1 protein-coding gene (only partly in view) is annotated in these 16682 nt (G+C 47.5%); it reads left to right on the top strand.

Annotation, left to right across the window (positions count from 1 at the left end):
• The first annotated feature begins 605 nt into the window (after positions 1 to 605).
• Positions 606 to 16682: the start of a Calx-beta domain-containing protein gene (locus ACMXYX_RS08420; protein WP_415906818.1), read on the top strand. Its footprint extends 19341 nt past the window's final position; the window shows 16077 of its 35418 coding nt (coding positions 1-16077); it begins with the start codon at positions 606 to 608; its stop codon lies beyond the right edge, outside the window.

The raw sequence follows: 16682 nt of genomic DNA, 5'->3' as shown, positions 1-16682 counted from the left end.
AAGACGAAATTGAAAAGCCCATAAAGCTTACACCATAGGCCAAAAGCCATGGCTTAAGACTGGTTTTATTATATTGCTCGATGATTTCCTTCCGTAAATAAGCATTGATGCCAAATGACTTACTGTCAATTAATCTTTAAAAGATTTAAACAATTGTTTGATTATCGTTTCTATTAAAGATTCTTAAATATGAGACAGTTATTGCTTTAATAAATAACCAATTAATACAGATAGTTAACTTGTAATGTCATTTAAAGTGTTCGTTTGTGGAACAAAAATCAACTTGATCCAATTGGTTCGCTAATGCAAATCAAACAAAAGGGACTGTTGTTCCCTTAACTCTCTGATTTATATGGGGTGGTATAGATCTTGCCATATAAAAAGAAAGTCCAATCATGGATCTTTCCTAACATTATGGAGAGTTGAAAATGGCTTTTCCGTTCACAGGTCAAAGTGCTAGATCAACGCAGGGGAACAGACGGAGCTGGAAAGATAGGTGCAGTACTTTCTGTGGTAGATTATTCCGCCATCAGTCTCCAATGCGGGACAAAACAAAACGGCCTCATTTTATCCAAAATCCTACCTCTAAAGTGGTAGGTAGAATTATGTGTGAGCCAGTAGAACCGCGATTATTATTATCGGCTGACCCACTTTCTTTTGTCGCAGATCCAGATTCAGCAAGTGATCTGACTCTTAAGTTATTTGAAGACTTAGCTACCCCTCCTATTTTACAACTTTATGATACCTCCGGTGATACGCCTGTTTTGCTCTCTGAACGTTTGCTCAGTGAGGTAGGCGATGTCGTCATTACGGGTTCAGATCTAGATGACCGCCTTAAAATTGATTTTGACCAATCTGATGCTCCTGGAATTGTTATTACCTTTGAAGGTGGAGCAGGTAATGATGTACTTGTTGGTCCAACTGCTGATAGTGATTGGCAGGTCACTGGATCTAATGCTGGTACGTTAAATAGCAATCTTCAGTTCAGTAATGTCGAAAATCTTACAGGTTCAGCTGATAACGAAGATACCTTCACCTTTTTGCCTGACGGTAGCTTAAGCGGCGTTATTGATGGCGGTGATGGAGGGTTCGATAGCTTAGTGATTGAAGGGGGGGACTACGAAAATGTCGTATTCACACCGACAGGGCCAGATTCAGGTACGGTAGCTCTAGATGATAACCTGATCACTTACGTAGGCTTAGAACCGATTACGGCTACTGGCACCTTATCAGATGTCATATTCGATCTGACTGCTGGGGATGATTACGATGCCCAGTTAAGTGATGGTTTAGCTCTAGGTGAATATACCTTATCAGGTACTACGTTTGAGGATACAACGTTCCTTGCACCGCTCAATTCATTAACCATCAATGGTGGCGATGGTAACGATACTATTACGTTAACTAATCTCGATCTTGGCAGTGTAGATTTAACCGTAGATGCCGAAGAGATTATTGTTACAGGTTCGCTTACTGCAGGGGATATTACGCTTACAGCAACCGCATCTGATGAAGGTACGATCGAAACGGTAGGGGATCTGTACGATGAATTTACAGGTCCATTGGATGCAGTTGAAGATATTGAGCTTCCTATCGACCTTAGCGGTTTATATTTTTCAGACCCTAACGCAAAAATAGACCTTTCATCAGCCGTAGTTAGTGGCTCTGCTGTTGTTCTTCGTGCCCAAGCTTCTTCGCCTGTAAATGCTGTACCTGCAGATCTTTTAAGTGCAGGTATTGATGGTGTTGGTGTTTATGCCCGAGCACGTGCTGAAGTTAATATTCTTGATACAGCAATCACAGCCAATAGTTTGATGGTTGAGGCGACCACCGCGGTAAGCAGCGACCAAACCGATGCTGCGACTGCAGGGGATAACGATAGCGAAGCAGATGCAGCAATATCCCTTGTTGTTGTAGATTCAAGTGCTAAAGCACATATTTCCGGCGCAAGCACTCTTAATATCAGTGGTGATGTCGATATTCTTGCCAGCACGGAGATCGATGTAAACAGTGAAACTGATGGTTCCCTCGGTGATTCCGGTGCCACTTTAGCTATGGGTTTAGTTTTCACTGAAACTAAGGCTTACATAGACGGCAGCTCTTCAATACTCGGAAGCACAGCAGAAAAAGTTAACGTTAGCGCGACAACCACCAATCAAGTGCACACCAAAGCAACTTCAACTCAAGGTGGTTCAGAGGAAAATACCAGCGGCGGCAACCAGACAGAAAGGGCGCTTCAAGACCCTAACAACGACGGTGATAATTCAGATAGAGCTAGTACAGCAGAGGGTGATGTCGATTTTGCTGGCGCCTTAGCTTTAACACTGGTTGATAATCTAACCGCAGCTTACATAGAAACTAGCGGCAGTATCACCACAGATATCAGCCTTACTGATGCCAATATCGATGTTCATGCAACCTCAAATGACACTGTAACAGCAACAGCTGATGGCTCAAATACTGGAGCAGCAGCACCAGGTGTAGGTATAGCGGTTGCTTTAAATATCGCAACCGTTGATAGCCTTGCTTATCTAGATGGTGCCGGTAGCTATTCTGCCGATGCAATTGAAGTGAATGCCACCCTAGATGCTGATAACAGTTTTGAAGCTGCAGCCGAATCAGGCTCAGGTGGCGGAGATCTTGGTGTTGCAGGATCATTAGCCGTTAATGCTGTTACAGCGCGAGTCGAAGCAACGATTGAGTCAGGTGCAACACTTGACCTGGGATCAACCGATCTATCGTTGAATGCACTAACGGCCGTTAAATCTAACGCTCTTGCTAAAGCTGATGTGGAAGGCGACGGCGATAGTAATGACACCGATGATGGTGATAGCAACAGTGGTGAAGGCACTGGCCTTGGTGCATCTGTCGCAGTAAACATCACTGATATTGTTACCAGAGCAGCGGTAGAAGATGCGCTGTTGAGCAATGTAGCAGCGATTGACGCTAATGCTACTGGCTCCTACTTTATGGATACAAAAGCGGTTGGCGGTGCAGCAGGCGGTACAGCACTAACTCCAGTGGTTGCGATCTCAATTGCTCGTAACTCGACCATCGCTGAGATTTCAGCAGGTAGTAATACACTAAATCTAGCAGGCGATCTATCTTTAACCGCTGATCATACCAGCGTGACAAGTACCCATGCAGCAGGTGATACAAAAGGTGATTCTGTTGGTCTTGGCGCATCTTTAGCGCTGACCATTGCTGAAGAAGACGTTCAAGCACAAATCTTGCGTGATGTTATCTCATCTGGCGGGCAGGTGATGTTGCTAGCTCAGGGCGCAACAGCTTCCAGAACTCATGCTGAAGCCAGTGCTGCTGGAGCTGAAGAGGACGATGGCTCAAATCCTGATGGTGTGGATGATCAAAACGCTCAGCAACTCGGCTTTGCAAATTCCCAAGCTGACAGTAGAACCGACTCTGGTTCGACCAACAGTTCAGAAACACCTGATGCTTCAACATCAGATGGTAGTGTCAGTGTTGCGGCTGCAATTTCAATCAATTTAGGTGAAGCCAATTACTCCGCTTTGATAGCCGATGGTGCAGTCGTTTCATCAACTGGCGCCTTAACGGTAACTTCACGTGCTAACAGTGACTCTGCCGCTATAGCTGATGCAAGTGCGACATCTACAGATGGTGGTGTAAGTGTTGGTGCTGCCGTTGCAATCAATAAATCAGACACCCTAAATTTATCATCGGTTGGTGATGGTTCTATCGTTGACACCGGAGCCACTGTAAGTGCTGATGGACTCACTGTAAATGCTCTAATGGCTGAACGCAGCAGTGATATCAGCTCTAGCACTGTGGTCGATCTGGCAGCAGACACAATATTGCTCGAAGGCGTAGAAGGTTTAGAAACCGCTGATGAAGTTACTTATCAGCAGGATGATGACGGTAGCGCAATTGGTGGGCTAACTGATGGCACGACTTATTATCTGATCGATGCCGGTGATGGTAAATACAAGCTAGCGCTCAATGAAGCCGATGCCAATAATGGCACTGCAATAGACTTAACCTCATTAGGCGGTGGCACCGAGCACACATTCGAACGCGCGGGTGAAGAAGATATCACCTTCAACCCTCAATACGAGCTTAAATTTGAAGTACCACAGGGCTATGTTACCGGTGATGAAGTGACTTATCACAATGGCGGTGGCAGTGATATTACCGGGCTATCAGACGGTAAAACCTATTACCTGATTATTGGTGATGAGATTCAGCTGGCTGAATCTCGAGAAGATGCTTTTGCAGGTAATGCGATTGAGGTGACTGGATCTGGCAGCGGTGATAATCACACGTTAACCGAATCGATTCATCGTACAACAGCACGTTCTACATCTGGCGCGAGTGGTGGTGATGTAGGTGTTGCAGGCTCGTTAGCAATTAACCTTGTAGATGTAACGACTTCCGCCCTAATCGCTGCGGATAGCAGCGTTACTATGCTGAATAACAGTGCTGTCAGTCTTAATAGTGAATCAGTCACTGAGCATTCCGCTATGGCGCTGCCATTAGAAAATACAGGTGGTGAAAGCGTAGGTATTGGTGCATCAGTCGCCTTGAATGTCAGTGATAACGATACCTTATCTGAACTTGCTCTAGATGGCAGTATTACAGGCGCATCTGATCTAACACTCGATGCTGATGGTACTTATGAACAATGGGTTATTGCTCGTGCAGGTGCGGCAGGTGGTGTAGCGATTACTCCCGTTGTAGCGCTTAACATAGCTTTCAATGATACCGATGCAAATATCCAAGCAGGCTCATTACTCGATATAAGTGGGAATCTAACTCTTAACGCCGAACAAACCAGCAGAACCACAGCTGACGCTGAAGGTGATGTTGAAGGTTCTGATGCAGCAATCGGCGCTTCTTTAGCCTTAGTATCAGCCAATGATAGTACTGCCGTTATGATCGCTAGGGATTTGACAGCAGGCGCAGCCATGATGTTGATGGCACGAGGCAACAATGCCTCAAGAACGACAGCCAAAGCCAGCTCAAGCGGTGCAGAACAAGATGATGGCGTAGAAAATAGCGGGGATGATAACGGCGTTAATGATCAGGTTGCCTCACAACGCAGCTTTGCGGACAGCAATAGTGATGAAGGCACCGGGGATAACGATAGCCCAGATGCATCTACCTCTGAAGGTACCATTAGCGTTGCAGCAGCTATCTCGGTCAATATTAGTGATTCACAAACTTCCGCTTATGTTGGTGGCACTTCTTTAGATCCAATCACAATAAACGTAGCTGGCGATATCAATGTAAACAGTTCCGCTAATGCTGATTCACTATCGGAAGCCGATGGTAGCGCTACAACAAATGAAGGCGGTACTAGCGTAGGTGTCGCTGTTGCACTCAGCACTTCCGATATCAGTAATAGCTCTCTAATTGAGTATGCCGATATTACTGCATCTAGTGTGAATGTCACTGCAGAAATGGCTGATCGAGATGTCGATATCACCCCTAAAGAACCGATCAGTGTTGATGTTGATGCAAACACTATCTATGTAGGGGATATCGATGATTTAGAGACTGGGGATGAAGTTACCTATAGCAACGGCGGTGATACCAGCATAGGTGGCCTAACCGATGATGGTGGCACAACTAAGTATTACGTAATCGATGTAGGTGATGGCAAAGTTAAACTGGCTGCTTCTGAAGCTGATGCAAATGCCGGTACAGCAATCGATCTAACATCCTTGGGTAGCGGGGATAATCATAGTTTAGAGCGAGATGGTAAAGATAACCTCGACTTTGACCCAGACGAAAAACGTTTCGAAATTCACTTACAAGACACGTTGGGCCTTAATACAGGCGATGAGATTGTCTATAGCAATGGTGGCGGTACCGATATTGGTGGGTTAACTAACGGCAATACTTACTATGCCATTATCGAAGGCAATGGCCGACTCAAACTTGCCGATACCAAAGAAAACGCTCTCAAAGGTGAGGCCGTAGAATTAACTAGTATAGGTACGGGCAGCTCTCACCAAATTACAGAATCAACTCACTCCTCATCAGCACGAGCTAACTCTGGTGCGAGTGGTGGAGATATTGGTGTTGCCGGTTCCGTAGCGATAAATGAGGCCAGCGGCTCAACTTCAGCAACCCTAGGTGATGGTTCAGACATTACTGCAACTGGCGATGTCACCGTTAAAGCTGAATCTAGTACTAGCAATGAAGCGCGTGCACTACCTGGAGACCCTACCTCAGGTGGCAGCGGTGGCGGCTTATCCGTTGCTGTGAATGTCAGCGCACATGATACCGATGCCGGTATATTAGGCGGCGACATTAGCCAGTCAGACAATTTATCTGTTTCTGCTGAGGGTGATCACACCATGGTGACTCTCGCTAAAGCAGGTTCTAAAGCAACCGGTTCCGATGGAATAGCTTTTGGTGGCGCTGTAGCTATAGGTGTAGCAAACAACGATACATCGGCTCAGATTGATTCCAATGGCGACGCTCTTAATGTCGCAGGTGATCTCAGTATCTCCGCATCCACCTTAGAGGCTCAAAAAACAGAAGCTGACGCAGAAACTGATGGCGGTGAAACCGGCGTGGGCATCTCCTTTGCGATGGGCTGGGTAGAAGACAATACCGATGCTTTACTTGCAAGAAGCGTCAACACCGGTGTTGGTAATGTTTCAGTGGTAGCGCTATCAGAAATTGATGCGACAACCGTGGCTAAAGCCAGCTCAGAAGGATCGAAGTCTGAAGAAGACGGCGGTAATACCTCAGATGAGGAAACAAGTAATCAAACCGATTATGCCAATAGTCGGGCCGGCACTTCGGTTTCTGCACCTACAGCAGGTGACCAGGTTGAAGGAGCAACTACCACCGCTGAATCACAAACCGCTAATCCGGGTGGTCAAGGTGGTACGGGTGAAGATGCATCACAACAAACACGAGGCGGTACTGTACGTGTAGCTGCAGCGATTGGCGCTACTGTCATTGCCCCTGAAGTTAATGCCTCTATTAGCGATGGCGTGGTTATCGATGCCAGTGGTGATCTCACCGTCAAAGCAACCAGCGATGCTGATGCAGATACACAAGCCATCGCCACAGCTTTTGCTGATGATGCTAAAACCACAGTAGGCGCTGCCGTAACTGTAAATGTCGGATTGTTAGATACTCATGCTTCTATCGGCAATAGTGATATCACCGCAGCATCTGTCAGCATTGAGGCGGGCACTCCAAACGGTGAAAGTAACGACTTTAAACTGCTCTCACTGGCCGGTAGCGGTTCTACTCAGAAAGGCGAGAATGATAATACTGCCGTGGCAGGTTCTGTAGGCGTTAATGTCATTATCAGCAACACTAGCGCTACGCTCGCTGATGGTGCGAGCCTTACAACGACTGGTACCGATCTAAGCGTTGAAGCAAGACAAGATATCGGTTTACAGAATATAGCAGGTGGTGGCGCACTAACCTTATCCGATGAGGGTACCAGTGTTGGTGCTGCGATCGGGGTTAATGTTGTTGAAAATGCCACTCTTGCAACCGTTGGCGATGGTACTTCTATAGATTCTGCTGGAGATCTGTCAGTCATCGCAGATGCGTCTGTCAGCCCTCTAGAAATCATTGTCCCAGTGCTTAACGAAACCGGCATTGATGTCACCACATTAGTTGCCGGTGCTGCAATCGGTTCTGGTGGCGATGCAGGTGCCGGATCTGCTGCCATCGATGTCTTTGTATTAAATACTAAAGCGAGCATTGGTGCCGGAGCGGTAGTGAGCTCCGGCAACGACCTGATTGTAAGAGCAACAGACGATACAACACTTTCAACATTTGCTGGTGCTCTGGCAGGCAGTAAAGATGCTACCGGTGTGGGTATAGGCCTAGGCGTAGCGGTTATCACCAAATCTACTGAAGCGATAATAGAAGCGTCCGATAATGCTCTAGTACCTACATCCATAACCACTGGCGGCGATTTAATCGTTGAAGCTGATGGTACTGAGGATATATTCCAATTAACGGCTAACTTAGGCGCAGGTGATAGTACTTCAGGCGCTGGCGGCCTAAATGTTTTGGTCAATCTGACTGATACTCGTGCGGTTTTAGGTAAAGATCCGGATGCTGAAACACCTGAAGCAGGCAATGTAGTTGTTAACACGACAGGTTCAGCAATGATTGCGGCCAACAGCCACACTGCCATTGAAAGCTACGCAGGAACCCTTGGGGTATCTATGAGTGGCTCTTCAGTAGGTATCTCGGTTGGGGTCTTGGTCGATATTGATCGCACCCATGCCGTCATCGGTGAGGGGGCCGAAGTCACATCTTTAGGCCAAGGTGCTGGGCTTTCTGTAAGAGACGGCATCTTTGATAGTAATGGCGATCAAGGTACAGAAACAGCCTATGGGTTATCTGTGACCGCAACCAGTTATGAGGATGTAACCCTCTTAGCTATTGCGGCCTCTGGATCATTAGGGCAGGACAATGGCGGCAATGAGAACGGTGACAATGACGGCGGAACCAATGTTGGTATCGCAGCGTCTGTCGGCGTTGCAGTACTCGACGGTGAAACCCATGCCACATTAGGCACTGGAGCCACTATCAATGGTGATAATACCGGTGCTGCCGCTAATCAAGGCATATTACTTCGTGGTGCTAATGAAACCAACGTCACCAACATCATTGGTGGTTTAGCGATTACCAATGGTGCCGATGCCAGTGTCACAGGCTCAGTATCGGTCAATGTAATCGATAATAGCGTTTGGGCACGGGCGTTAGGCAGTAATGATCTCACGTCGAAATCCGGTGGCGTAACCCTTTCAGCAACGGGTGCTACCAACCTTGATACGGTCACCATTGCAGTCGCAGGTGCAATCAAAACAGGTAACAGCGATAACAACAATTCCAGTGATATAACGTTCGCTGGTGCAGGCAGTGTCACAGTTAATGTCGTTGATACCGAATTCTTGGCTCAGATTGATAGTGGCACGGTAGATACCGATGGCAATTTAACTCTGCATGCTGAAGACAGTTCAGATATTAGAGCAGATTCAGGTGGTGCCACTTTTGCTTATGACAACAGCGGAAGTACAGCTGGTGCAGTGGGCGCCTCTGTAGCGGTCAATGATGTTACACAAACCATTAGAGCGACTGTTACAGATACTCCAGTTAGCGCTACCGGTGGTGTAGATATCAGCGCCACTAACTCATCCAGCATTCAGGCATTAACCATTGCAGGTTCCGCAGCAGTTGCTAATGACTCGGATGCCTTAGCCGGAGCAGGCTCCGGTTCAGGGAATTTCATTTTAGCTTCAACCGAAGCAAGTATTACAAACACTGGTGCAGCACAATCATTGTTGAGTGCAGGTGATCTAAGTATTACCGCTACTGATAACAGTTACATCAATGCCGATGCCGGTGCAGGTGCCTTAGCGTTATCACTAGGCGGCGGTGATTTAGGTGCAGCGGCAGCGGGTGCCGCAGGTGCGCAAAACGTTATCACTAAAGATACAACAGCAGCACTTCTTAATGTTAATGCAACAGGTGACAACGTTAATGTTACTGCAACCTCCACATCAACAGTCAACGCTTTCACCTTAGGTATTGCAGGAGCACTGGCTAATGACGGTAGTGCATTAGCGTTGGCAGGTTCCGGATCCGGTAACTTTATTACTGGTGATATCAGCGCTGTTATCAACCCTAGCAGTATCGTGGCAACGGGTGATGTCAGCCTGTATGCGTCTGATACAAGTATTGTTACTGCTACAGCAGGTTCAGCAGCCGTATCGATCAGCGTCGGTAGTGGTAGCGGTTCTCAGGCTGGGGTCGGCTTAGGTGTTTCGGTCGCGGTGAATGAGATCGATGTCTCTACAGAGGCAATTCTGTCTTCGACTTCAGTAAATGCAGGTGGTGCGCTTTCTGTTGAAGCTTTAACGGCTTCTGAAATAGATACTCTGGCCTTTGGTGTTGCGTTATCGGTCACACAGTCTAGTGATAATAATGCTATCAGTGCTGCTGCAACCGGTGCTTTAACCTTTAATACCATCAGCAATAGTGCCATTGCAGAAATTGAAGATGTAGCTGACTCAGGCGCGACAATTACGGTGGCTGGCCCTGTATCAGTTATAGCAACGGATCAATCGTTAATCGTTGCTGATGCAGCGGCAGCTTCATTCAGTTTGGCGATAAGTTCTGATAATACCTCTGTATCTGGCAGTATCGGTGTAGCTGTGGCTGATAATGATATAAGCAATACAGCCAGAGCTGCGATCAATGATATAAGCCTAACCAGCAGTTCTGCAGGCGCTACGGTTTCAGCGCTTTCAGAAGCGAGTATTGAAGCCATAGCGGTATCTGCATCGGTAGGAATTAGTTCTTCGTCGAATGGTACATCCGCAAGTTTCTCTGCAGACGTTTCCTTAGCTTTCAATGATATAGACAGTACAGTTGAAGCGATGATCGAGGGAGGTTCAGTTGTAGATCTAGCTGGATCACTCGTTTTATCAGCTATCGATAACTCATCTATTACAGCCGACATAGTGGCAGCTAGCATCAATGCCGCTGTCAGTGGATCTGGCAGTTCGGGTGGCTTAAATATCACAGCCACTAATGCCAACAATGAAATTAATAATACAACTAGAGCCCTAATTTCTAACTCAATACTCACTGCTTCAGCATTGGATATAGATGCTGAATCCAATACATCAATAGACGCTGTCGCAGTATCAGCAGCCATCAGCGTGACCATTAGTGGTTCCTATTCACTCAGTGGAACGGGTAGTGGCGCAGGCAGCCAGAACACCATCAGCAATATTATCGAGGCAGGATTAGTAAATGGTGCTGATGCAACGATTGGTGGCAATACTGATATTGATGCCTCTAATGCAGCAGAGATCTATGCCGATGTCGCTGCGGCAAGCGCTTCGGTCACAGGCAGTAGTGATGGTGCCATCACTTTAAATGTCACCGTAGCTACAGCAGATAATGTCATTTCTACACAAACCAGAGCGTTAATCGATAACAGCAGTCTATCAACTGGCGGGGATCTGATACTCAATGCCGATTCAGCAGGAACAATTGAAACCTTAGGGTTAGCAGCAAGTTTAAGTGTAAATGCCAGTAGCGGTAATATCGCTGTTGGAGCATCTGTCACTGTTGCGGTTGTTACTAATACAGTCAATGGCGCTGTCGAAGCAGTAATTCAAAACAGTGCGGTTGTTGATGCCAGTAATGTCACTATTAGCGCTACTAACAGTAGTTTGATTGATGCAATTAGCACATCGATTGGTGTAGGTGTTACCGCAACCAGTGGTTCAATCGCCTTTGGCTTAGATGCATCAGCAGCTGTCGCCCTCAACAATGTGGGTACAGCAGTGACCGCAGGAGTGCTTAATTCTGATGTCACTAGTAGCGGCATTCTTGATATAGATCTCACCTCATCGTTACAGATGAATGTCACCACAGTTGCAGTTACTGTCACTGTTGGTGCTTCGGGTGATGTGGCAGGTACAGTCGCTGGCGCGGGTGCAGCGGCAGACAATATTCATAGCGGTGTTTCAAGAGCGGTCATTGAAAATAGCACTGTAAATGCAACAGGTGCGGTTAGTGTGGATGCGGTAGATACATCATCTCTAGATTCAGAGGTGGTTTCTGCATCAGCTTCAGTCGCAGTCGGTAGCACAGCAGCCTTTGCTCTAGGTGTGTCAGTTGTATTAGCTACCAATAGTCTCAGTGGCGTAACAGAATCAGGCATTATCAACTCAACAGTGAATGGCGGCAGCATAACAGTTGGTACTGATACGCAGCTGTCGATTCTCTCTACGGGTGTGGCAGCTAGTTTATCTTTAGCTGCAGGTGATATTGCGATCACGGGTGCAGGTGCGGGCGCATCATCTTTGAATACTCTGAACAATACTGTGGCAGCTCGAATCAGTAGCAGTATTGTTACCAGCACCAACGGCTTAAGCGTTCATGCTGAAGATAGCTCCTCTGTTACCTCTACGGTAGTTGCTGCCTCAATCGGTTTAGCCATTAGCAGTGGCGGTAGTGCTGCAATATCAGCGGCAATTGCGGTATCTATTGCGGATAACGACATCAATACAAACTTAAGAGCGGCAATTGATGATGGATCGCTTATTACTGCCAACGGCACAGTTGATGTATCAGCGCTTGCAGATGGCTCAGTAGATGCCAATGCGGTAGCTGCCTCTGTTTCGGTTGGCGGTGGTGGTACCGTTAGCGTCGGGGCGTCCGGTTCTGGTAGTGCAGTTACCAATACGCTAGCCAATACTGTCGAAGCCACTATTGATACTGCAACCATTAATAATGCGACTGATGTAGTAGTGATGGCCACCAATGAACTCACCATCGACACCTTAGCGGTAGCAGCATCGATCGGAGCGTCTGCTAGTGGTACAGCTGCAGTCACTGTATCTGGCTCGGTTACGTTAGCGACGCTAAATTCGAACACGGTAACCTCTGCGAGCATTAGAAGTTCAGCGATCACAGATCCTAATACAGTTTCAGTACTGGCATTTAACGATACTGATATAGAAACCAAAGCTGTTGCTGCAACACTTTCGTTAGCCGCAGGTTCTTCTGCAGCGGTAGGTGTTAGTTTCGCAGTCGTAGAATCCGTTGCCAACGTTGGTGGCACCACAGAAGCAGTAATAAACCCATCCACCATAACCTCTGCTGATGATGTCTTAGTTGAAGCAATAGATATTAGTGAAGTGGATACGCTGGTTGTATCTGCCACCATTGGGGTTGCGGCATCATCAACTGCAGCGATCGACGTATCGATCTCTGTGAGCTTAGCAACCGTCAATGTAACCAATGATTTATTAGCCACAATTCAAGGCTCTACAATAGATGCGGATAATGTCACCGTTAATGCCCAATCTTTCTTAGGAGGAGATAGGGCAACTGTCACAACAAAAGGTATTTCAGCGGCTTTATCCGTTACTGCAAGCGGCAACTTCTCTCTATCAGGAGCAGGTAGCGGTGCTTCAGTGACCAGCAACATGAGTAATACGATTGCTGCTAGCGTCATCGATAGTGATATTGATGCGAGCACGCTCTCCGTGACTGCAGAAGATCGAGTACTCTTAGATACCTTGACCGTCGCTGTAGCAGCGAGCGTAGCTGCAAGTGCAAATATTTCCGTATCATTGTCTGGTGCCGTTGCAGTATCTACTGTCGATTTCGATACATCTGTTCAATCCATTATCTCAGGCTCTGACATCGACTTAACGTCTGCTGCTCCAACTATTTTGTCGGCCCGTTCTGATAGCGATGTAACTACATTCTCAGTCGGTGCAGCCCTTAGTGTTTCAGCAAGCAGTGCGTTTGCGTTTTCTGCATCGGTAGGTGTGGCAGTTGCGACAGTGAATGCCGCAAACCTTACGGAATCGCTGATCACCAATAACAGTACTTTTAATGCGCCAGGGGACCTAACGGTTCGCGCGAAAGATGTCACTAATATTGATACAGATGTTGTTTCAGCTAGCGTTGCAGTGGGTGCATCGGGTGGTGTGGCTATATCAGTTGGCTTGTCTACCTCTGTTGCAAGTAATACCTATAGCGGCACTGTTCGGGCAGGCATCGAAAACTCTTCGGTTGATATCGGAGGCAGCTTAACTGTCGAGGCGGAATCTGAAGCAAACGTCGATGTTTTAGGTGTTGCTGCCTCTGTTACTGTAGCCGTATCAGGTAGCTTCTCACTAGCGGCCGGTATTAGTGCGGCTGTAACCGAAAATACCGTCGACGGCTTGGTCGAATCCTATATTGAGGATGCAAGCGGATCTCATTTCATTGAGGCAGGTGGCGATGTGATTGTTACCGCTGTCGATGATCTGTTTGTGACTTCAGATGCAGCAGCGGTAACACTCTCGGTTAGCGGTTCCTATGTAGGTGTGGCTGTAGGGGTATCTGCAGCAACTTCTGAAAATACCAATAACAGCATTACCCGAGCAGAAATAGATAACTCAGATGTAACCTCTGAAGCTGGAACCGTCACCTTACTAGCTCAATCTGAATCTGATCTGGATGCATTTGTTGCCTCTGTTGCGGTCTCTGTTTCAATCTCAATCGGCTTTGCAGGCGCAGGCGCTGGAGGCTTTGCACGGAACACCTCGAATGCAATGGTTAGTTCACGAGTCAGCAATGGATCGAATATAACTTCCGCAGGTAATGTCGTTATCTCAGCTAACGATATCTCCGACGCTCAGGCCGATGTTATTGCGTTCGCCGTATCGGTGGGGGCATTAGGTACCTCCGTTGGTGTTTCACTGGCTGAGAACTACATTACGAATACCGTGATAGCGGCAGTAGAAGATAGCTCTGTTACCGCATTGGGTGCTGGTACTATCCTGATCGATTCAGATGCGACTCAAGAAATTGATGCCAACAGTTCAGTTGTTTCAGTTTCCGTCGCCCTCGGAGGCCTCGCGGGCGCAGGTGCTTCGGCCATCACGGATATCGACAGTGATGTTGAAGCATATGCTCGGAATTCAACTTTAACTGCCGCAGGCAATTTGGTTCAGATAGATGCAGACAGTAGTCATATCGCTAATGCCACTTCTTTTGGCCTTGCAGCTTCAACAACAGCCGGAGTTTCCGTTGTTAACGGTAATGCCAGTGTTGGTGGTGCAACTCGGGCTTATGCAGATGGTGCAATGACCGTCACCGCCAGTGCAATGGATATAACAGCTGATTCTATTGCCAGTGCTTTACCTGATGTCACTTCTGTAGCTTTATCTCTTGGTGGAGCAGGTTCTGGAGCAATAGTATCAGCCACAGTGGATCGGACGACTGAAGCTTATATCGGCGGACGAGCAGGAACGGTTCCATTAGGTAGCACCAATGTTGTGTTGACCGGCGGGCCACTAAATATTGATGCCAATTCAACATTTATGGCCACTGCAGCGCCTCTTAATTTTGGTTTAGGTACTGGCATAACTGTCGCTGTTACCATCACCGAAGCGATCATCCAAGGTAATACTCTTGCTTACATTGGTGAGAGCAGTTTAGTTACCGCTTCAGACATCTCTATTACAGCTGCCAGTACAGAGGTTGCTACTTCTGAAACGATAACCATTGCTTTAGATGCCGCGGGTGCCGCAGTGGGTGTTACCAGCGCCACCTCACAAGTGCTTAGTAATACTGAAGCGTTCATCGGCACTCGAGTGGGCGAACTATCATTAGGTAATCCAACAACAGTTACAGTGACCGGTAGTGGCGATCTAGTCGTTGATGCGACAGCCAGTCGAACCGCCATATCAGATACCTTAGGTTCAGCACTGACTCTCGGTGTGTTAGCGGTTGATGTATCACTACCAACTGCAGAAGTCGGTGGCAGGACCTTAGCGGGCATGGACGGTCAGGTTATTGTAATTGCAGGTGATATTGATGTTGTTGCGACCGCATCTAATAAGGCGGAAGCTGAAGCCTTGGTATTATCACTATCTGTTGTAGGTATAGGCGGTTCCGGCGCTGATGTACTCGCGATTATCAATGAAACCGCCGATGTTGAAGCCGTGATCGGAGCCGATGTAACTCTTACCGCCGATGAAATTCTGTTGGATGCTCATCATATTGGTAACAACAATCTCGCAACCGCCAAAGCATTAGGCGGAGCAGGCGGACAGTTGGGTGGTTTAGCTGTCATGCTAGCTGAAGCCTATGTCGAAGGAGGTGTTAAAGCCGAACTTAATGGTGACGTTTTGGCTTCTGATTCTGTCACCGTAACCGCTTCAGGCAGAAACCTAGCTCAAGCAGATACATTGGCAGTTGCTATCGGTGCAGGCTTTGGTGCATCCGGTACAGGTACAGTTTCTGAAATTAGCGATACAGCAGATGTTGTCTCCAGAATAGGTTCTACATCCTCCATTACAACCACCGGAGCAGTTTCAGTGACTGCGACAGGTGATGATGACGCACTCAGTAACTCCGATGCAGGCTCTGGCGGTACAGTTGCCGTTTCTGGCTCTGCATTAGGAGCAACCGTTGCAGGCGCTGTTATTGCTGAACTGAATGGCGATCTCTTCAATGCGACTGCAGTCGATGTTATCGCCACCGGTGATAACTATGCAAAAGCTGATGCTTTGGCGATCTCTGTGGGTATCGCAAGCGGTTCTGGTGCGGATGCATTCGCTGAAATCACATCAGATGCAGATGTCCAAGCTAAAGTAGGCTCAACTTCGCAGATTACCGTTCCCGGTGCAGCGATCAACGTCTTAGCTACTGGTAGCAATGAGGCACAAGCCAGCGCGGTAGGCGGTGGTATTGGCGGTCTATCGATCAACGTAATGCTCCCAGAGGCGATCGTCGGTGGCGGTGTTTTAGCTGAGTTTAGTGGTGACATTATTGGCGGGGCAGCGTCTTTACTTAATGTTAAAGCCCTAGGTGATAATTGGGCTAATGCTCACACCACCGTAGGTAATATTTCATTACTCGGGGGTGCTGGTGCTAAAGCTATCGCTGAAATCAGCTCCGATGCTGATGTAGAAGCTCGTATTGGTTCGGCAGCCGCAGTGGCAACGACTGGTGCAGTCGTCGTAGATGCACGTTTGCAAGGCAATATGAATCTTGCAACGGCGACGGCTCTTGGTGCTGTCGGTGGTGCATTAGCAGGTGTTTCTGTAATGTTGGCTACCGCTGAGGTCGGTGGCGCAGTTATTGCGGATGTAGATGGTGATGTAACAAGTTCATCTTCAATCACTATTGAAGCG

The sequence above is a fragment of the Neptuniibacter sp. QD72_48 genome (genome assembly GCF_047778065.1).
Lineage (GTDB): Bacteria > Pseudomonadota > Gammaproteobacteria > Pseudomonadales > Balneatricaceae > Neptuniibacter.
Note: the sequence above shows the minus strand (reverse complement) of the source record. Positions and strands in the feature narration are given on the sequence as shown.